Here is an 18,054-nt window from a genome sequence, read left to right as displayed (position 1 = left end):
AGTCGGGTTCTGACAGGCCCCGCGCAGCACAGCACGGTGCCGAGCTCGCCGCCCGCTCCTCACATCATTAGGCATGTAACAGCGCGCCGAGAGAGGCTGTGACACACCTTCTCAGCCGGAGGTACGTTCCATGGCCGCCTCAAGTTCTGCCACCCGCCGCGGGATGTCGAGGGAGCGGACCAGCTCCAGCGCCTCGCCGTACGCCTCCCGGGCGAGGGCAGGCCGGCTGGCGTGGAGATGGATGTCTCCCAGGATCGTCAGCATCGTCGCCAGGCCTGCCTGGTCGCCGCGGTGCCGGTGGAACTCGGTGGCCGGCGCGAGGGTCTCCTCGGCCTCGGCGTACCGGCCCATCTGGTCGTACGCCAGGGCCAGATGCCACTGGCACCAGACGATTTCGGCGGGGTCGCCGCGGCGCCGACTTGCCTCCAGGGCATCCGTCAGCACGTGTGCCGCCTCCTCTGGTCGGTCCAACTGGCGGTAGGCGTCGGCCACGTGGGCGGAGAGCCAGATTTCGGCGCCCGTGTCGCCCCGCTGCCGGTAGATGGCCCGGGCCTCGGTGTAGCGGCGCAGTGCGTCGCCTGGACGCTCTAGGTCGCATTGGAGATCGCCGAAGTGAGTGAGGATCCAGCCCTCCTTGTCCTCGTCGCCCCGCGCGCGGGCGATCTCAAGAGCTCGCTCGTACAGCCCCGTCGTCTCCTCACGGCGCCCCAGGATGCGCCGTGCCTCGGCGAGATGGATGAGCGACCCCAGTTCCGCGGACTCGTCGTGCCGCGTCCGGGCCGCCTCGACCGCCATGGTCTTGACGGCCTCCATCTCCTCCCACTGGCTGCGGTAGAAGAGGAGCCCGTACAGCGGCTCCACCAGACGCAGCAGCAGCTCCCACTCGTGGCTCTCGTACGCACGGCGGATATTGGCCTGGACGTTGAGGTGTTCCTCCGTGAACCAGTCGATCGCCTCGGCGGGCAGGTTCTCGTGGGCTCCCGGGCGGTTCATCCAGGTGTCCAGCCGGGTCGCGTACCAGTCCGCGGAGCGCTGGAAGGCATGGTGCCGCTCGGCCTCCGGTTCGGTGCGCTCGGCGTGCTCCCGGGCGTATAGGCGCAGCAGGTCGTGCAGCTGGTAGCGTTCGCCGGTGGGGCCGTCGACCTCCACCAGTTGTCGGTCGGCGAGTTCGCCGAGGAGACGTCCGGCCTTCTCCTCCTCGATGTCGGCGCAGCGCGCGGCCAGTGCGGGCACGAAGTCGGCTCCGGCGAGCAGGCCGAGGTACCGGAACAGCCGGCGGGTGTCCTCGCGCAGTGCCCGGTAGCTGATCTCGAAGCTGCTGCGTACTCCGATGTCCTCGCCGTCCAGTTGGCCCTCCAGCTGGGAAATGCGCCGCCGTTCGTCGGCGAGCAGTCCGGCGTGCTCGCTCAGTGGCCGTCTGCGCTGGGAGGGGGCGATGAGGTTCCCTCCGGTGATGCAGATGGCCAGAGGCAGTCCTCCCAGGAGGGTAACGATGGTGTCCGCGGCGTCGCGCTCGCGGGCGACGCGCTCGGCGCCGATGATGCGTTCGAAGAGCCGCAGCGCCTCCGTGTCGGGCAGCGGTTCGACCTCCACCCGGTCCGCGCCCTGGACGGATGGCAGGGCCGAGCGGCTGGTGAGGATCGCGGCGCTGCCCGGCGCCGCAGGCAGCAGGGGGACGACGCGGGCCGCGTCAGCCACGTTGTCGAGGACGAGGAGGCTCGGACCGGCTCGCAGATGGTCCTGGAGCCGCTGCCGTCGCGCCCGCGCGTCGGGAGGAAGGCTGTCGCCGGACAGACCGAACGCCTGCAGGAGCTCGATCATGGCCGCCTCGGTCGACACGTCGAAGCCCTCGCCGCCGAGGTCGATCCGGATGCGGGCGTGCCAGAAGGTGGGCGCCAGGCGGTGGGCGATCTGGGTGGCGAGTTCGGTCTTGCCGACGCCCGCCATGCCGTGGAGGACCACCACCGGGGCGCTGTCCTCGAGTTGGTCGACGAGCAGGCCGGTCGCCCTCACGATGGCCCGCTCGCGGTCGGTGAAGTTGGCGCGGGCCCTGCCCAGATTCATGTACCGGGTCGTACGCGGCAAGGCGCCGGCGGGGATGCGCGGCAGGGCGACCCAGTTGTCCGCCCGCAGGTCCCACCACCACGGTGTCCCCCGCCCCAGCTCGATCAGCCCCGTCAGGGGTACCACAGTCAGAGTGGACGACCCTTCGGGGATGTGATGCTCGCTGACGACGCCGACGGCCAGCGCGCCCAACTGGGGGTCGTCGCTGAACACGACCGCCCCAGACATACCGCGCCACTGTGAGCCGTTCCTGCCGGACGTCCCTTCGGGCGTCGACTGGGTCCGGAACTCCAGCAGGCCACGCCGCAGATGGGAGCCCGGTGGGATGACTCCGTTGATCTGGGAACTGTCGCGCAGGGGCACGTCGGTGCCGGACTGCGGGTGCTCGTTCCAGCCGGGGTAGCCCATGGCCCAGCACTCGACCAGCGCGGTCCGTCCGCGGTCGATCCGGGCGTACCGGACGGCGGGCAGGTCCGTGAGGGAGGGGTGGTCGGCGACCCGCAGGACGGCGAGGTCCTGCGCGGGGTCCGCGGCGAGGACCTCAGCCGCCAGCTCGAACCGGTCCCCGCGCCGTACGCTGATCACGTCGTCCACGGAGCCGTCGGTGAAGACGTTGTGCGCGGCGGTGAGGACCAGTCGGCCGCCGACGAGACACCCGGAGCCCACGCTCCAGGGGCCCGTCCGGCGTCTGCGGAGGACTTCCACCGCGCGCTCGATGGGGGCGGTCACCTCGGTCGTCCAGGTGTCCCGGTCAAGGCTTGGCGAGGGAGTCGCGCGTGACGCGCACCGGCCGTCCCGTACGGTCGGTCGGCCCCTCCAGCGTGACCAGGACCCGCTGGATCTCCTCCCGGCGGTACTGGCCGTCGCCACCGAGTTCCAACACCCAGAACTTGGCGCGGCCCGTGCCCGTCGCCTGGTGTGTTACTCCGACGCTCAGCTCCAGCTGCACCTCGCCGACACCGAAGCGGAAGTCCGCGTCCGAGCCGGCGGCGACAGCTTCGGCCAGTTCCTCCCGCAAGGCGGCGATGGTCTCGGCAAGCCCAAGGTTCCCCACTGTGATCCCCCGTGTCCGTGTTCCGCGTCGGCACGGCGCCTGGCGTCCGCCGCGACGGACGCGGGTCGCGGGGCGGAGAAGGGTCTCCCGCCGTGCGGAACGAGTATTCCCGGGCAGACGGCGGGTTACGCGAGAATCCCGGGAAAGCCCGCGGTGCGCCGCGTGCCGTGGTAGAGCGAACACATCTGCCATCAGGGGCGCCTTCTTCCGCCGAACCTTGCTGGACTTCTTCAGCGCACTTGAGGCACAGGCCACTATCGCGGCAGGCGCGGAGAGGCGCCGGGTGCCTCTGGCCCGCTCCAAACGCGTAATTCGCACATCGCCTGGGTGCCTTGTCTGAGCCCCTATATGCCGATGCAGTAGGCCGTGTACGTGAGACGGGAGAACTGATGACTAAGGACGTCACAGCCGAACGGGCAACCGCTAAAACGCCAGTCACCGCGAGTGATGCCGAGGGAGTTCGCTCGATGTCCAATGACGGCCCGACACTCGATGAGATCCGCTCCTGGCCCGCTACGGTGAGCGTCCCCAAGGCCGCGACCGCGCTCGGCGTCTCAAAGAGCCACCTCCACGAACTGATCAGGCGAGGTGAGGCGCCGGTCAAGCTCGTACCCCTCGGAGGCCGCCATCGCGTGATCACTGCTTCGCTGGTGCGTTTGCTCGAAGGCGCCTGACTGGGCGACGAACTTGCCTCGCATGTGGTGGCCGAACTCGACGGTGACGGCCATGGCCTCGGACTGAGTGTCTGCCAGCGGGGCTGATCGGACCGTCGAGTGCCTTACCGGCCACATGGCTTCGCCCTGTGGGGTACGTCGGTCATCGACGCCGGAAGGTGCGGCCCGGAAGGACGGCGCTGGGACCGGATGCTGTCGCCACCGTGGGGGCACGCACGACGGCCCGAGGAATGGTGGTGCGCGCACGGGCGGCCGAGGCTCGGCGTACATCGAGTGGGGTCGGTACCGGCGGTGTGACTGGAGTGATGTGGGCGGCGCCGCGGTTTCGGGAGGGGACCTCGGGCGCGTACCGGAGCACCGGCGCGGGGTCCGCAAGGCGCGCGGTGGTTGCCGCGATCAGGTGGATGGGCGTGCGGGAGGTGAAGGAGGCGTACCAGCGTGAGCTGTAGCCGTCCTGGCCGCCCCACAGGAGCCATCGGTGCGTGTCGAAGTGCAGCTCAGCCTGCGAGCTGGGGAGCTGGCGCGAGTAGGTGAGCCCGGCGAGTTGGTCGGGGGCGGTGAAGAGTGTCGCGGCCCACGTGTCCGTGCGGGTCCACCCAGCTTGCGTCAGAGGTCGCAGGGCTTGGTCGTTCGGATGGGCCGTACCGGACAGGTACGTGTCCGGTCCCTTCGTGTAGCTGGTGGCGAGGGCGGTGGTGAAGGCGGTCACCAGCTCTGTAGGGGTGGGTGTGTCGAAGGTGGGCATCCAATGCGGAGGGCCGAAGGGGTCGGCGTGGACGGCGACTTTCCACAGCGTGTTGTCCGGCCCCTCGGGCAGATAGCCGAGGCGGATGTGGCGTTGTGGGGAGGAGACGTAGACGTTCGCCAGCTCGTCATCGTGGAGGGCAAAGCCGTGGTCGAGGAGGGGGGCAAGGGCGGGGTCACCGGTGACGGTGCAGCCGGCGAGGTAGAGCGGGGAGACGTACAGGTCCCCGTCGGGGGCGATGGTCGGCACGGTGGGACTCCAGGCTGAGGTGAGGGTTAGCGCTGCCGTCGGGAGCCGGCGTGCATGGCGAGCGGGGTCGGCGGGGCCAGAGGCGGAGGTGCGTGTATCGCCTGGGCTCGGGTGCTACGGGCGAGCGCCGCTGCCGCCCGCGGGTCGGGCTTGGTCGTGTCCACGGGGGTGACCGAGACCAGTGAACGGTGGCGGTTGGGGATGTGGCCCAGGGCGCGCGGCACGGGGGTGGGGTCCGTGAACACGGCGGTGGAAGCCGCGATGAGGTGCTGCGGGGTGTACCGGCTGAAGAAGGCCTGCCAGCTCGGTGTGTACACGGGGTCGGTGCCGGCGGACATGCGCCACGTCGACTTCTCGGGCGTGAGCAGCTCGTCGTACTCGTGGAGCCAGCCGACGCGCATCTGATAGGCGGCGTGGCCGTCGGGGGAGACCGTGCGGAACGGCCGGGAGCCCTGCACTGGCTCCCACCGGTGCTGCGCGGTCAGGGAGGCGGGGCTGATGCCCGTGTAGTGCCGGCCGCCGCTGAGGTAGTCCGCGAAGTTGTTGTGCAGTCCGTCGACGAGGGTCTTGGTGAACGCGGCCACGATCTCGTGGGGCGTGTTCCGGTCGAACGTGGTGATCCAGTCGGGGACGCCGAGCGGGTCCTCGGCGTAGGAGATGGTCCACCCGCCGTAGAAGCTCTCCACGGCGTTGGCGACGCGTACGCGCTGGCACGGACTGGTGTAGTAGGTGTCGGTACCGAAGGCGATGGCCTTGGTCCAACCGGGGGCAATATCAAGCGCGCTGAAGATGCTGCGGCTGTCGCCAGGACCGGCGAGGTAGCCGGGGCTGACCAGGACATCCGAGATCGGGTCGAGGGCGAGGGGATCCGGGCTGGGCATGAGAGGGCCTTCGGGCGGCGGGGCACGGGCGGCTGAGCGGCTCGTGTTGGGGCATGCGGGTGTGGTCGCGCTGCGGAATCTGGATGCGGGCACTTGGGTCACCTGGTTCGGGACGGGTGGGAGAGTGCGGTGACGTACGCCGGGACGCGCGGCTCGGGGGCGGACACGTGCGAGAACAGCTCGGAAGCAGCCGCAGGGCTGCGGCGTACGGCCGCGCTCGCTCGTGCGGCCTGCTGAGCTGTCGCACCGTGCTGGTCCGGGCGAGTTGCTGCTGGTTGTGCCTTGCGGGCGAACTCGGCGAGTTCGGCGTACACGGGCGTGAGCCCGCGGGCCGCGGACGTCAGGGTGTACTCGGAGCCTCGGCCGGAGAAGGGGCTCGTGCGGGTGATGAGCTGGTCGGTCTGAAGCTGCGTGATGCGGTATCGGTGTGACGGGTGGGTGAGGGGGAGAGGCTGGGCACGGTGGGGTTCTCCGAAGGGTGGTTGAGCCCGTCAGCGGGACCGCGCGGCGCGTTCCGACGTGGTGCGGTTCGTGGCGGTGCTCGTTGCCGCAGGCTGCTGGTTACCGGTGACCGGTCCCCCGCTGCGGTGGCGAGGAGAGCGGGCCGTAGCGGCTTGGGCGCGCCGGTCGTGCGGGGATGCGGCGGTGGCCGCCCGTTCGCGCTCCAGCCGAAGGGCGGCGGCGCGGTAGGCGGCATGGTCCTGGCGCTCACCGACCGCGAGCAGGTAGATCTCCCGTTTGTGCTGGGAGGAGGCGGGAGCGTCCCGGTACTGGATGACCAGGCGCCAGCGGGTCTCTGGGTCGACGTAGACCTTGTGGCAGCCGGCCAGTTCGCGCTGGAGGGCGGCGCCGCGTTCGTTGCCGTGGACCAGGTGCTGCAGTTCGAGCAGGGCCAGGTCACGGATATTTTCCGGGACGGCGCGCAGGTCGGCCAGTGCCTCGGGGTGGGCGGCGAAGGCGTACCGTGCCCGGCTCATCCCGTGCTCCTGCGGGAGCGCGTCGGAGCAGGTTCCGCTGATCGCTGTGGGGAGACGGGCGCGGGAGCCACGGCGAGGCCGTTGCCGCTGATCGTGGAGCGAGCGCGGGCGGCTGCCGCCCGGCGGCCGAAGGCGCCCGGAGGGGCAGGCGCCAGGGGGAGCGGCGAGTCCCGCTCCACGACCCACGTGTCCGCTTCCTCGGCGCTGGCGAAGACACCCTCCCGCACGGTGTAGGTGTGCATGTCTTTGGTCGTCTCTTCGAGGAAGAGCCGATACGGCGCATCCGCCGAGTCGGGGTGGCTGTCGTAGACGAGGGTGCGGACCTCGACGCCGACGTCGAAGGAGCACGGGTTGTCGGTGTAGTGGTCGAGGACCTCGTACCGGTTGCCGGGGTTGGTCCGGAGCAGGTCCTCAAGCCGGGCCGTGACCGCGTCGGCCGGGCGGGGCCCGTGGTAGGGGGATCGCTCGGCGGCTTCCTGCGGGCAGCCCCGGCCGATCAGCCAGTGCTGCGCCAGCGGAACGACCGGGTGGCGCTCGGACGCGAAGTCGAATGTGCGCTGCTCGATGTCGCGTGTGATGTGCAGGGTGACGTACTCCGCCGTCCCGGGGATGTCCCAGATCGCGGACCGGTCGTACAGCAGCAGGTAGCTGTCGCGGCCGTCGGCGCTGTGGTGTTCGGAGAAGGGGACGAACAGGTCGTCCGAGAGCGTGACGGAGGAGAAGTCGTCCTCGATCTGCGCGGTGGCGGCTTGGAAGCCGTCGAGCCGGTAGTCCGGCGTAGGGGGTTCGTACTCGTGGGCCATCTCAGACTCCGGCGGGCTCGGGCGAGGCCAGCAGCCGGTGGTGGGGGCGGGCCGCACTGGTGGTGCAGGCCCCGAACGGACCGTCTGGGGTGCGCAGTTGAAGGAGGGCCGGATCGAGATGGTCGCGATGCCAGGTGGAAGGGCCGGTGAGACCGGCCTGGACGTCGGTGAGTTGCTGCCAGGCGAGCCAGAGGGCGTGCAGCCGGGCCACGGCCTCGGGGTGCTCCTGCCACTGCCGGCACCACGGGCGGCCGGTGGTGATCTCCCGTCCGTAGACCGGCAGGAGCAGGTTGTGCACCCAGTTGGTCAGCGCGGCCAGTTCTTCGGCGTACGCCTTGGCGCCGAGCGCCAGGATGAAGACCGAGGCCGGGCCGTCGTTGGCATTGGCTTCGGCCGGTGCGGAGGCCGATGCCGGGCTTTCAGGGTGAACGGGATCGGCCGGTTCGCTGTCGTCCTCGGACGGCTGGTCGTCGGTGAGCCGGGCGAGCGTCTCGCCCTGCTTGCGGCTCTCGGCGACGAGCCGGGTGACCGTGGCGACGAGGTCGTCCAGGTCGTGGTCCGGTATGCGCACCGGCTCGCTCTCGTGGGCGGGTTCGGACATGGCTACCCCTGGTGCAGGTTCTGGTGGGTGGGGTGTCGAGGTTCCGGAGAAACGGGGGTTTGGCCCGGCCGGGAAACGGGTGTAGAAGGCGCAGGTCAGCGCGGCGCGCGATGGCGGCATCCGGTCCTGGGCGGAGCCAGGATCTGCAGGGCGCGGGCGGCCTGCTGGGGTACGACTCCGTTGCCCAGAGCGGTCAGTTGGGCGGGGCGCCCCAGTCCGGGTGTGCTGGTCACCCAGCCGGGAGGGAGGCCTTGCATCCACTCCACGAACCGCGCACTGAGGCGGCCGGCGTTGTCGGTTGGCCGCGGTGCGGGACGGGTTGCGCGTTCCCAGCGGGTGATCGCGGCGGCGTACGGCCCCCAGATCTCGGCCCGTCCTGCTGGTGCGCTGGATCCCCGAACAGCGGCGTTGCGTGCGTGCGCGGGGTCCTGCTCGCAGCGCCCTTCCGCTGCCCTGTCGTTCGTGTGGGCGTGGCATCCGGGCTGGGACGCAGGCGTGCTGCTGCCGAGGGCAGGGTCAAGTCCCCGTTGCCGTGACGCTGGTTGGGCGAGCCCTTGGTGCCGTCGGAGGCCTTCGGGGTGGGCAGAAGCCACTCGATCTCGTCCGCCAGGTTCGGGCCGTGGCCGCCCTGCTTGCGTTTCGCCGGGTGCTGGCTGCCCCCGTTGGCCCCCAGGTTGCTGGTCGGGGTCTTGAGCAACGGTGATCCGTCCGGATGGCCAGGCGGCGAGGAAGATCCGCTCTCGGCGGTGCGGGGCTCCGACGTCAGAGGCGCGAAGCACACACCAGCGCGCATCGAACCGGATGTCGGCCAGGGAGCCGAGTACGGCACCGAGTGCGCGCACAGCAGGCTGGCCTGTGGTGTCTCCCAGACACCACGGGCAGAGTTCCACGTCGCCAGGGGAACCGGCGGGCGAGGTGAGGAGCCCCCGGACATTCTCGATCACCACCAGGCAGGGGTTGAGGGCTTCGATGGCACGGACGACGTGGTGCCACAGACCGGACCGGGTGCCATCAGCCAGTCCGGCGCGGCGGCCGGCGACGGAGACGTCTTTGACAGGGGAAGCCGGCCGTCACGACGCACACCTCCGGGACATCGGCCCAGTTCACGGCCGTGATGTCGCCGAGATTGGGCACGGTGGGCCAGTGGCGGGCCAGGATCCGGGCGGCACCCGGATCGGTCTCGGCGTGCCAGGCGAGCGTGCCTCCGAGGGCGGCCTGGACGCCGAGGTCCAGGCCGCCGTAGCCCGAGCACAGGCTCCCAATCAGTGGAGGCACAGCCACCGAGGTCGGGTCAGCGGCCATGGCGGGGCGCCGGAGTGTAGGCGAGCCGGGCCGGACCAGGGGCGGGCGGCTCCGTGGGCAGGCGGTAGATCGAGTTCGTCGGCCGTGCCGATCGGCTCAGCGCCGCAAGCACGCGCGGTGGCGTGCCGTCCAGCCGGTCCGCCGCGCCCCGCAAGGTGTCGCTCACCTCTTGGAGATCGTCGCGTACGAGCTCCATCCGCTCCTGGACGACACGGAACGCCGCCGCACGCGCGTCGTGCAGATCCGCCGAGTCGGGGGCCTCGGCGAAGCGGCGCAGGAAGCCGAACTGGGCATACGCCTCGGTGTAGTTCTCCATCGCGCGTCCCGCGGGCACCACCCCCGAGGTGTACGCGTTTATGACCGGCCCGAGGTCGAGCCCGGGATCCTCGTCGACGGCCCGGAACAGGACCTCGTCCGACAGGTCCTTGATCAGCCCTGTCAGCGTGGTCAGTTGCCGGGACGCGGTGGCGAGATCGAGGAGATCGCTCGGGGCGTGGGGGATGGTGATCTGAACGCGCAGTTGGTCGAACTCCCGGGCAACGGCGTACAGCTCGTCCTTCTCCAGGCCGGCGCGGCCGGTGTGGTCTGTCATGACTGGCTCCGGCGGGTGGCACGGTCGGGGGCAGGGGCATGCGGGGTCGCGGTGGTCGTCGGGGCCGAGGCGGCGGTGGCGCGGGGGCGGCTCCGGGAACGGGCCGCGTCGATGCGGGCCTCAGGCGGCGCAACGGCCGGCACACTGCCCGAGCGCGGTGGTGCGGGCTCAGTGCCGGACGCGGCCCGTAGGCGGCGCCGGACCTCGTCGAGCGGGCCCAGGGCGTGCAGGGCGTAGCCGATCAGCCGTCCCGGGGCCAGGGACTCGTCGTCGGCCAGCGCGCGCACCTGACGGGCGGAGGCCGCGGCTGTGCGGACGAGCGAGGCCTGGACGACCTGCTCGCCGAAATACTCGGCCACCCCGGAGAGGGACAGCGGATCGCAGATCCGCAGAACGCGTTCGGCGTCGAGCGTCCCGTCGGACAGAGCCCCCCGCCGCTGCGTTTCCCACAGCACGGTCAGCTGATCGATGGGCTCGCCGCGGTGATGCAAGGCGCCCAGGGCGCGGTAGATCTGCTGATGGCCGATGTCCGCGAAGTCGCCGGGATGCAACCAGCCGACAACGTCGAGCAGTTGCTCGGGCCGGGCGCTGATACAGCCGAGAAGAAGCTCCTCATCGGCGAGAACCTGTTCGTCGACGGGCTGCGCCTGCGGGGAGGGTGACGTGTTCGGCGACGGGGGCTGCACCGGCCGTGGCTCGGTGCCCCACCGGTGGGCGAGATCAGCGAGTACATCGGCCAGGACCTGGGCGTGGTGGACCGTCTCCTCGACCCCACCGCGGACCGCGTCGGCACGCGCGGCCTGGTGAAGGCGGATGGCGTGCTGGGTGACGCTGCGATGGATGGCGCCCTCCAGGACCATCCGCCCGTAGACGGGGGCATGGGTGGCGCGCGGGCATGCAGAAATCAAGGAATGGGCGTACGACGCGGTGAGCCCACGGGTCCGGGTGCTGGCCTCCTGCACGGTGTCCGTCACCCAGGACAGCGGGATGGGGTCTCCGCTCTTCCCCGTTGCGGCCGGGTGGCTGTCGGCCCGGAGCTTGACCATCGCGGCGTAGAGGGCGGCGTGCACCGGACGGTAGAAGTGTTCGGGCCGCAGCCAGGACGAGAGATGGTCGAGCTGGCCGGGGTCGAGGAAGACCGAGCCCAGGACGGCCTGCTCGACTTGGATGAGCGGCGTCACCACTGGTCCTCACCTGCGGCCGTGCGCTCGGTGCGCAGGTTCGCGACGGCGCGGTCGGCGGCGGCCATGTCGGCGGCGAAGCAGTCCAGTTCGCCGGTGAAGGCCGGGTCCGAGGCGGGCACGGTGCCCGTCGGCGCGACCAGCCACCAGTGGCCGTCGTGGTGTACGGCGGGAGTGCCGGCAAGCCGCTCGGACGGGCGGATGGAAGCCCAGGTTGGTACGGGGTGGGACACAGGGGCACCTCAAGAAGAGCAAGGGGAGGGCGAGCCGCGGCTCAGGGATGCGATGGGCCGTATGTCCGCGTCTCGTGCGCGCGTCGTGCCAGGCCGGGGCGGTCATGCCGCCGGGCCGAAGTCGTCGCGGTGCAGCTGCTTGGCCAGCGCGCGCTCTGTGATGGCCGCGGTCGCCTGGGCGGAAGCGGCGCCGAGCCGGTCGGCGTCTGGCTCGCGATACCAGGGCTTGAGGTCCAGGAGCGCGGGGCGGACCCCGGTGGCCAGCAGCAGTGCGGAGCCCTTGGGCAGGGCCCGGATCGCGTCGGCCGGCAGCACCCGCTCCTGACGCATCGACACCGACGTGGACTTGCCCGACTCGCTGGTGGACACGGAGACGGTGCGTACGTCGTGGTCGCCGACGAGGCGGGAGAGTTTGTCCGCGAAGTCGGCGTCGTCGATGCCGGAGCCGACCAGCTTGATCGTCGCGGCGGACCACAGGGCGTCCATGCCGGCCTCGCCCCAGACCCGTACGCCCTGGCGGTAGGACTGCAGGATCGTGATCGGGATGACGCCGCGGGAGCCGAGGTGGGAGTAGAGGTCCGGAAGGTCCGCGATCTTGCAGACGTTGGCGGCCTCGTCGAGGATCGCGAGCAGTGGCGCGTCGAGGCGTCCGCCGTCGCGTTCGGCCTGGATGACGGCCGCGCGCATCACCGCGTCGGCGGCTGCGGCGATGATCGCCGAGGCGGAGCCGCCGCCGTCCTTCGACAGCAGGAACAGGGTGTCCTTGCTGGTCGCGAACGCCTCCGGCTTGAACTCCCTCACCTTTTCCAGGCCGTTGGGCGGGGTGACCCAGGCGGCGATGCCCGGGTCGAGGAGGCAGCTGGCGTACTGCCGGGCGGTCTCGAAGATGCCGTCGCGGGTCTCAACGGCTCCGGCCACGGTGCCCTGGAGCTGGGCGGCGACAGCCTCGAGGCCGGCGTCCTGCAGGAGGTCGATGGGGGTGCGATCGGCGGGAGAGGCGAGCCAGGCCAGCACGTCGGTGATCGGCCGATGGTCGCGGGCCGCGGCGAGGAACAGCGCGGTGAGGGTGTTGGCGGCGGCGGTGGACCAGAAGTCGCCCGCGCTGGACTCGTCCACCGAGGCGGTCACGAAGTGCCCGGCCAGCCGTCGGGCCCCGGCGAGATCGTGGGCGTCGGCGAGGATGTCCCACCACATGGTCTGTGGGGCGTGGGCGATCTGCTGCGGGTCCAGCGTCCACACCGTGCCCACGCGGGAGCGCTCGTCGAGGGTCGCCGTGAAGGCATCGCGGGCCGCCTTGTTCGAGGTCAGCAGCACCGGGCCGGGGGCGCGCAGGATCGCGGGGATCGCCAGTCCCGAGGTCTTCCCGGAGCGGGGCGCCATGATCGCGAGGAGCACGTCCTCCCAGGAGGAGCGGACCTCGGTGGCTCCCGGCTTCAGCGTGCCCAGCAGTACGCCGCGGTCGTCCGGGGCGACGGCCTTGGGCTGGGTGCCCTTCAGGCTGGGCCGCAGGTCGATGGCCTTCGCGGCGATCTTCTTGGGCAGCAGGTCGGCCAGGTCCCGCTGATCGGCCAGCCCGTTCGGGTTCCGGCGGAAGCGCAGCCACAGCCGGCCGCCGAGGACAGCTGCCGTGATGAGCGTGGCGGCGGGCAGCAGGTAGCAGCCGGTGAGGACGGCGGGCTGTGCGAGATGCGGCCAGACGCGTTCGGGGTGCAGGAGCGCGTCGGTCGGCCGGAAGGCGGCCCACGGATCGGAGCCGACCGTGGCGTTGGCGAGATTGCCGAACAGCCAGGACAGCGAGCCTCCCGCCATGCCGAGAGCGGCGATGCCGATCAGGAGGTACAGGAGGAAGTCGGTGCCGGTGGTGGTCGAGGGCGTGCTGGTACGCGGAGATGGCAAGGCGGGATCCAGAAGGGTGCGGACCTACGGGTGGCGGCGGGGCGGCGAATGGCTCTGGTGATCACGAGCGGGCTCCTGGCGGTTGTCGCGGTGAGCAGGGGAGTTGGACGGAGCGGTGGGGGAGCGGTCAGCGAGCCCGGCCCGGCCGGGGCGTGTTGGGCGGCGTGACGGAGGGCTCCTCGGAGGCCGCGGGCGTGGCTCCGGTGCGCGGGCGCGGGGCCGTCGCGTAGTAGCTGGCGACGCCTTCCTGCCAGCGCCGCTTCGGGGGCGGTTCGAGCCTCAGCATCTGGTGGCCGGCGTCGCGCACGTCCTCGGCGAGAGAGGTGAGCGTGGCGGCGGCGTCCTCGCAGAGGTGGGACAGGGCCCAGCCGTCATCGGTGTCGGCAACGTTGGCCTGCACGGCCGCGGCCTCGAAGAACTGACCGAGGCGGATGAGGATGCCGTCGTCCGGGTCTACGACGTGCTCGATGAGGTCGGCTGCTCGCGCGTATGTCTCGGTTCCGTTGAGCTGGTCGGTCAGGGACAGGATCTGCTGCCCGTAGACGCGCGTGCCGAGGGGATCGGTGGGCGTGGTGATCCCGGTGACGTCCAGGCCGGGATCGAGTTCGACCTCGTAGCCGACCGCGGTGAGCATCCGGGCGGCATGGCTGGCCATCTGGTTCTCGCGCTCCTCGCCCATGTCCCAGGGCAGGCGGTACCAGAAGGAGCGCGGCGTGGTCTCGACGACGAAGCCGGCGCGCTTGAGAAGGGTGACGGCCAGCTCGTCCCCGCCTTCGGCGATGACGTTGCCGGTCGGCTCGCGGGTGATGACGACTTTGGGCGTGGTGGACATGGAGGCCTCCGCGGGCGGGTCAGAAGTGCGGGTTCTCGGTGGGCCGGTCGCCCCCGGTGGCGGCTGCCAGCAGCTCGGGCAGGTCGGCGGGGTCGGCGTCGCGTTGGTCGAGCCACCACCCGGCACGCGTCAGGGGCCGCGCGGCGTCCTCGATGGCGGCCCACTCCGCCTCGCTGGTGGTGCCTTCGAGTACCAGGGCGGTGTACGCGGCGGACATGAGCCGGTGGCGGCAGCGCGTGCCCCAGGCGATGGCGCGGTCGGTGCCCTCCAGAGGAGGCATCCGATACCGCGTCGACCATTCCTCGGCCTCGGCCTGCTCGGCGGCTCGCTTCTTCGCCAGCCACTCGGCCTTGGACTCGGTGTCCTCGCCCTGGGCGGCACGCCAGCAGTCGGTGCAGTCGCGCTCGGCGAGCCAGCGGGCGTAGCCGGCACGCCGGTCGGCCGGACGGTCGGAGAGATCAGCCTGAGTGATGTCTCCGCAGGCATGGTTGATGGTCCAGATCTTCTTGACGGCCATGAGCCGGACTCCTTGTGCGATTGAGAGGAAGGTCAGCGCGTACGACGGGGGCTGGATGGGGGAGCTGGCGAATGGGCTGCTTCGTCCGGAGAAGTGGACTGTGCGGCCGGGCGGTTCGGGGAGGACACGAGAGCCGCGCGGGCGCGGGCGGTGTGTGTGACGGACGGGACCTCGTGCCGGGGGAGCAGCGGTACGTCGGCCAGGGGCGGGGCGTCGTCCGGCGTCACGTCCGGCAGGACCGCCAAGTCGAGCTGGGCGGTGGCGAGTTGGTCGCCGAGGAAAGCGACGTGGTGGGCGATGGTGCGCAGGTGCTGGCCCAGCTCGCGGCCGTTGGCGGTGTCGAGCCGATCGCACCAGGCGGCGGCCGTGTCGATGAACTCCTCCAGGTCGCCGACGACGCCGTGGTGTTCGTCGAGGATCTGTTCAAGGACGTCGGCGACATCGGCCGAGCGGCGCAGCTCGTGTAGTTCTCCGGTCAGGGCGGTCAGTGACTGTCCGGGCATTGCCTGGCGTACGGGCACCCCGTCCGGCGTGGGGATCGGGGGCGGCAGCATTATGCCTGGGTCGGCGGCGACCTAGAGGCCGACGTCCTGGAACTCGCGGCTGGCGCGGGCCATGGCCCGCACCGCCATGTTGTGCGGGGTGTCGCCGGGCAGGAAGTAGAGATCGAGGGTGTTGTTGTAGCGGAAGTGGTGCTTGCGCAGCACTTCGTCGAGGAACGGGTGATCGTCCGCCACGGCAGCGGCCACACCGAGGTCCGGGTGGATACCGAAGGCGACGTCGGGCTCGAGTTGCAGTTTCATGCTGAGGACTTCCTTTGGGTGCGGATGACCTAGCGGGCGCGGACCGTCTGCCGAGCGGCCGGGTCCGGGCGGTAGGTGCCTGTGACGTCGGGCCGCTGCGGCACCGAAGTACTGGCGCGAGCCGGGGAGATGGCGGTGGCGGCTTGCGCTCGGCGCTGCCAGGTCGCGGGAGTCGGATCGGGACGTCCGTCGCCGCGGATGTAGGAGAACGCGTCGAACGCGAGGTCCGTGCTGTCCAGCCGCGTCTCGACGTACCGCAGATCGCCCTCGCCGTGCAGCAACACGCCCTCACCTGTGCGCATGTCGGTTCCGACCGCGCGCAGCGTGCCCTCGCGATCACGCACCTGGTCGTGCACGACGATCCGGGCGGCCCGGATGTCGGCAGCGAGCGCGTGGGAAGCGGTGACGACCGCCTCCTCGCCGCCGAGGCCGTCGGGGACGGGGTCGCTCGACGGCTCGTCGAAGAGGCCTCGGCCGGGGGTGGGCCGGGTGGCGGGCTGGAGGTCGTACGCGGCGTCGGAGGTGACGCTGTACTGCGCGGCGCGCAGCGACTGGACGGCCTGCTGTCCGCGCCGCGTCAGGTCGCGGTCCGGCTCGGTCATGGCGTACCTGCGGCTGCCGGGCAGCCGCTCGAAGCCGACCCGCCGCAGCATGTGATCGGCGACGTGGTTGTCGTGCGACATCGCGGCCACGACGCCGTACTGGGCGTGGTGGGCGACGGTGATGTGCGGGGGTGTTTCCGCCACGAGAGGTGCACCTCGCAGAGGTCGGGGCTATGCGGAGGACGAGGATGTGGCCCGGAGGCGGATTTGGCGGGGCCGGGGAATCTGCGCTAAATGGCCAGCTCTGTTGCAGGTCGTCAGGCTCAACCGCTGGTGTTCCTCAAATCGGGTCCAACGGGGTGGTTGCTGGGCATCCTTGGCCCATGTCGCTCGCAGCAGTCGCCATCGTCGTGGCGTCCATCAGTGCCCTCTTCACCGGGGCCAACATGGCCGTCTCGTACGCCACGTACAGGCGTGGCCGACCTCGTGTCGAGCTGCGTACTGACTGGCTGATCAATAGATTCCAGTCGCCGGAGCACCCTTTCGAAGAGGGCGTCTATCTCCTCAACTTGTACAACAAGAGTCAGGCTGCGGTGAAGGTGGCCAATGTTTACACAGACATCAGAACGGTCTCTCCCAAAAGGGGTTGGACGGGGCAGGCCCTGAAGATTCTCAGATTCGAAAGAGACGGGGAGATCCCTCCCTTCGGTGGTATTGAGCTGCTTGCCCAAATCCTTTTTTGGGTCCCTTACTCAAAGGCTTAAGTATTCTCGCTTCAGGATCAACGTAGTATTCAGCAACGGGCGTCAGGTGTGGACTAAATGGATGCCAGCTGTACCTAAGTACGCCCGGAAGCAGGTGGAAGGAGCGTTGGCTAACCGCCCCAGGCAGCTCTCGTTCGATGATCTGGAAGAGGCGGAATAACCATGGATGCTGACTGTGGGCCCGAGGTATCGCTATCGATGCTGCGGCAGCTCGTAAGCAAGTCTGGCACGTGCCCGAATGCTTCCTCAGGCGGCGACTCGGTCGTTAGCCGCGGCCTTCCGTCGTCGTCCCCTCTTGGGGCAGACGCCGCAATCTTCAGATCCGTGCGGCCTGCAACGGAACCCCTCGCGTATTGCTCTCCTGATCCCTTTAGCTGGCAGGGGTATTGTCTTCTTTCGCGCCCTAGCCTTTCGTCGGTCCTCCGCCTCGCGTGTCTTCTTGAGCTCGTCCTTGATCTTTCTCTTCTTGGGCATGGCTTTGTCGTGCCTTCCTATCCACCGTCCATATGGTGAGGAAGTACAAGAGCTGAAGCACTCCTGCTCCTGCAATGAGGTATGCGGCGATCCAGCGGATCGTGCTTTCGCCGGAGCGAGCCATTGGGATGAGTATGAGGGCGATACCCAGAGCGAGGCACAAGATTCCGATATGGAAAGTCCACTCGGCAGCCCACTCCCATCTGCGTCCTCTAGTGGCGTGACGTTTCTGGGATTTGCGAAGATCTGCGGTCTGTTCTGTTGTCCAGGGTGTGGGGCGCCATTCTGTGATCTCCGCATGCGAGTACAGAAGAGACCGGGCGTTGAAGCCGCATTGCACGCATGCTACGAGCACTATTACTGCCAGCGTGAGGGCGAGGAACGTCCAGCCCGGATAGCGCATCTTCTCCGGATCCTGAGCGACAACCCCGACGAGCGCGGCAGAGAAACCAGCGAGGAGGGCGGCTGCTCCACTGGCCATGGACTGGCGAGCTGGGACCAAGCCGAACGGGGCTGGTTCATTCCAGCGCGGTTGTGGGGCCTGTGGCAAAGGTTCGGGCGGCTTGGGTGGCTCGGGCGGAGGGGGCGGGCACTTGCCCCAGTAGATGTGAAGGCCCATGGACCTCACCTACCTCTTGGTGCTCCCCAGCAGCCTCACGTCTCATATCCATCCTTGAACGGGCCACACGCCCCGGCAACTGGAGCCAATGAAGACCGGGGCTCGGTCGCGCATCTCGGGCATGACGGTTGGTGCATGCCTACCTCTCAAAAGCGTCGCCATGGCTGTCCGGCTGACTGGGGGCGTGCCGCAGCTCGACATGCACGCGCCCCGTGAGGCTCCAGGTAGAGGGCTAATAGCCGGCCTGGTGT

Annotated in this window: 21 protein-coding genes; 2 read left to right on the top strand and 19 right to left on the bottom strand. The window is 70.0% G+C overall.

The features are described 5' to 3' along the window. Positions 1 to 111 precede the first annotated feature (111 nt). On the bottom strand, positions 112 to 2,793 hold the full coding sequence (locus tag OHT51_RS13275) for a tetratricopeptide repeat protein (RefSeq protein WP_328879130.1): 2,682 nt from the start codon (positions 2,791 to 2,793) through the stop codon (positions 112 to 114). A 22-nt stretch (positions 2,794 to 2,815) separates the two neighbouring features. Further along, complete coding sequence (locus tag OHT51_RS13270) at positions 2,816 to 3,118, bottom strand: trypco2 family protein (protein WP_328879129.1); 303 nt, start codon at positions 3,116 to 3,118, stop codon at positions 2,816 to 2,818. Between the two features lie 389 nt (positions 3,119 to 3,507). Between OHT51_RS13270 and OHT51_RS13265 the strand changes: the two genes are divergently transcribed. Further along, a complete protein-coding gene (locus tag OHT51_RS13265; RefSeq protein ID WP_328879128.1) occupies positions 3,508 to 3,792 on the top strand; it encodes a helix-turn-helix domain-containing protein in 285 nt (94 codons plus the stop codon). A 142-nt stretch (positions 3,793 to 3,934) separates the two neighbouring features. Here OHT51_RS13265 and OHT51_RS13260 read toward each other — a convergent pair whose 3' ends face one another. The 17 genes from OHT51_RS13260 to OHT51_RS13180 form a co-directional block, all read right to left on the bottom strand. After that, positions 3,935 to 4,786: a DUF317 domain-containing protein gene (locus OHT51_RS13260; RefSeq protein ID WP_328879127.1), complete on the bottom strand. Its 852-nt coding sequence runs from the start codon at positions 4,784 to 4,786 to the stop codon at positions 3,935 to 3,937. Between the two features lie 26 nt (positions 4,787 to 4,812). Continuing rightward, on the bottom strand, positions 4,813 to 5,667 hold the full coding sequence (locus OHT51_RS13255) for a DUF317 domain-containing protein (protein ID WP_328879126.1): 855 nt from the start codon (positions 5,665 to 5,667) through the stop codon (positions 4,813 to 4,815). Between the two features lie 98 nt (positions 5,668 to 5,765). After that, complete coding sequence (locus OHT51_RS13250; protein WP_328879125.1) at positions 5,766 to 5,981, bottom strand: hypothetical protein; 216 nt, start codon at positions 5,979 to 5,981, stop codon at positions 5,766 to 5,768. Between the two features lie 177 nt (positions 5,982 to 6,158). Further along, positions 6,159 to 6,644, bottom strand: a complete 486-nt coding sequence (locus tag OHT51_RS13245) for a type II toxin-antitoxin system RelE family toxin (protein WP_328879124.1) — start codon at positions 6,642 to 6,644, stop codon at positions 6,159 to 6,161. Next, entirely contained in the window at positions 6,641 to 7,447 is an 807-nt protein-coding gene (locus OHT51_RS13240) for a hypothetical protein (RefSeq protein WP_328879123.1), read from the bottom strand. Before OHT51_RS13240 ends, OHT51_RS13245 begins: the two co-directional genes overlap by 4 nt. A 1-nt stretch (position 7,448) precedes the next feature. After that, positions 7,449 to 8,048, bottom strand: a complete 600-nt coding sequence (locus OHT51_RS13235) for a DUF4913 domain-containing protein (RefSeq protein ID WP_328879122.1) — start codon at positions 8,046 to 8,048, stop codon at positions 7,449 to 7,451. Between the two features lie 95 nt (positions 8,049 to 8,143). After that, entirely contained in the window at positions 8,144 to 9,067 is a 924-nt protein-coding gene (locus OHT51_RS13230; RefSeq protein ID WP_328884312.1) for a DNA cytosine methyltransferase, read from the bottom strand. Next, positions 9,060 to 9,323, bottom strand: coding sequence for a DNA cytosine methyltransferase (locus OHT51_RS13225; protein WP_328879121.1), 264 nt, complete (start codon positions 9,321 to 9,323; stop codon positions 9,060 to 9,062). Before OHT51_RS13225 ends, OHT51_RS13230 begins: the two co-directional genes overlap by 8 nt. Before the next feature lie 16 nt (positions 9,324 to 9,339). Beyond that, entirely contained in the window at positions 9,340 to 9,942 is a 603-nt protein-coding gene (locus OHT51_RS13220; protein ID WP_328879120.1) for a hypothetical protein, read from the bottom strand. Then, positions 9,939 to 11,123 (bottom strand): DnaB-like helicase N-terminal domain-containing protein, encoded by a 1,185-nt coding sequence (locus OHT51_RS13215; RefSeq protein WP_328879119.1) that lies wholly within the window; start codon positions 11,121 to 11,123, stop codon positions 9,939 to 9,941. The genes OHT51_RS13220 and OHT51_RS13215 overlap by 4 nt, the downstream gene beginning before the upstream one ends. Then, on the bottom strand, positions 11,120 to 11,356 hold the full coding sequence (locus OHT51_RS13210) for a hypothetical protein (RefSeq protein WP_328879118.1): 237 nt from the start codon (positions 11,354 to 11,356) through the stop codon (positions 11,120 to 11,122). Before OHT51_RS13210 ends, OHT51_RS13215 begins: the two co-directional genes overlap by 4 nt. A 102-nt stretch (positions 11,357 to 11,458) precedes the next feature. Continuing rightward, entirely contained in the window at positions 11,459 to 13,252 is a 1,794-nt protein-coding gene (locus OHT51_RS13205; RefSeq protein WP_328879117.1) for a type IV secretory system conjugative DNA transfer family protein, read from the bottom strand. Positions 13,253 to 13,379: 127 nt separating this feature from the next. Next, positions 13,380 to 14,084, bottom strand: coding sequence for a hypothetical protein (locus OHT51_RS13200; protein WP_328879116.1), 705 nt, complete (start codon positions 14,082 to 14,084; stop codon positions 13,380 to 13,382). A 19-nt stretch (positions 14,085 to 14,103) separates the two neighbouring features. Next, on the bottom strand, positions 14,104 to 14,601 hold the full coding sequence (locus OHT51_RS13195; RefSeq protein WP_328879115.1) for a hypothetical protein: 498 nt from the start codon (positions 14,599 to 14,601) through the stop codon (positions 14,104 to 14,106). A gap of 32 nt (positions 14,602 to 14,633) precedes the next feature. Continuing rightward, complete coding sequence (locus OHT51_RS13190) at positions 14,634 to 15,155, bottom strand: hypothetical protein (protein ID WP_328879114.1); 522 nt, start codon at positions 15,153 to 15,155, stop codon at positions 14,634 to 14,636. A 21-nt stretch (positions 15,156 to 15,176) separates the two neighbouring features. Next, the gene (locus tag OHT51_RS13185) at positions 15,177 to 15,404 is read right to left on the bottom strand and encodes a hypothetical protein (protein WP_328879113.1); all 228 of its coding nucleotides are present in this window, start codon (positions 15,402 to 15,404) and stop codon (positions 15,177 to 15,179) included. A gap of 29 nt (positions 15,405 to 15,433) precedes the next feature. Beyond that, positions 15,434 to 16,150: a hypothetical protein gene (locus OHT51_RS13180; RefSeq protein ID WP_328879112.1), complete on the bottom strand. Its 717-nt coding sequence runs from the start codon at positions 16,148 to 16,150 to the stop codon at positions 15,434 to 15,436. 179 nt (positions 16,151 to 16,329) lie between these two features. Between OHT51_RS13180 and OHT51_RS13175 the strand changes: the two genes are divergently transcribed. Beyond that, positions 16,330 to 16,710 carry a hypothetical protein gene (locus tag OHT51_RS13175; protein WP_328879111.1) on the top strand — a complete coding sequence of 127 codons (381 nt, stop codon included), beginning with the start codon at positions 16,330 to 16,332 and terminating at the stop codon, positions 16,708 to 16,710. Positions 16,711 to 18,054 lie beyond the last annotated feature (1,344 nt).

Origin of the sequence: Streptomyces sp. NBC_00299, assembly GCF_036173045.1 — a bacterium.
GTDB lineage: Bacteria > Actinomycetota > Actinomycetes > Streptomycetales > Streptomycetaceae > Streptomyces > Streptomyces machairae.
The sequence above is the reverse complement of the archived record's forward strand: the minus strand, read 5'-3'. Positions and strand labels throughout refer to the sequence as shown.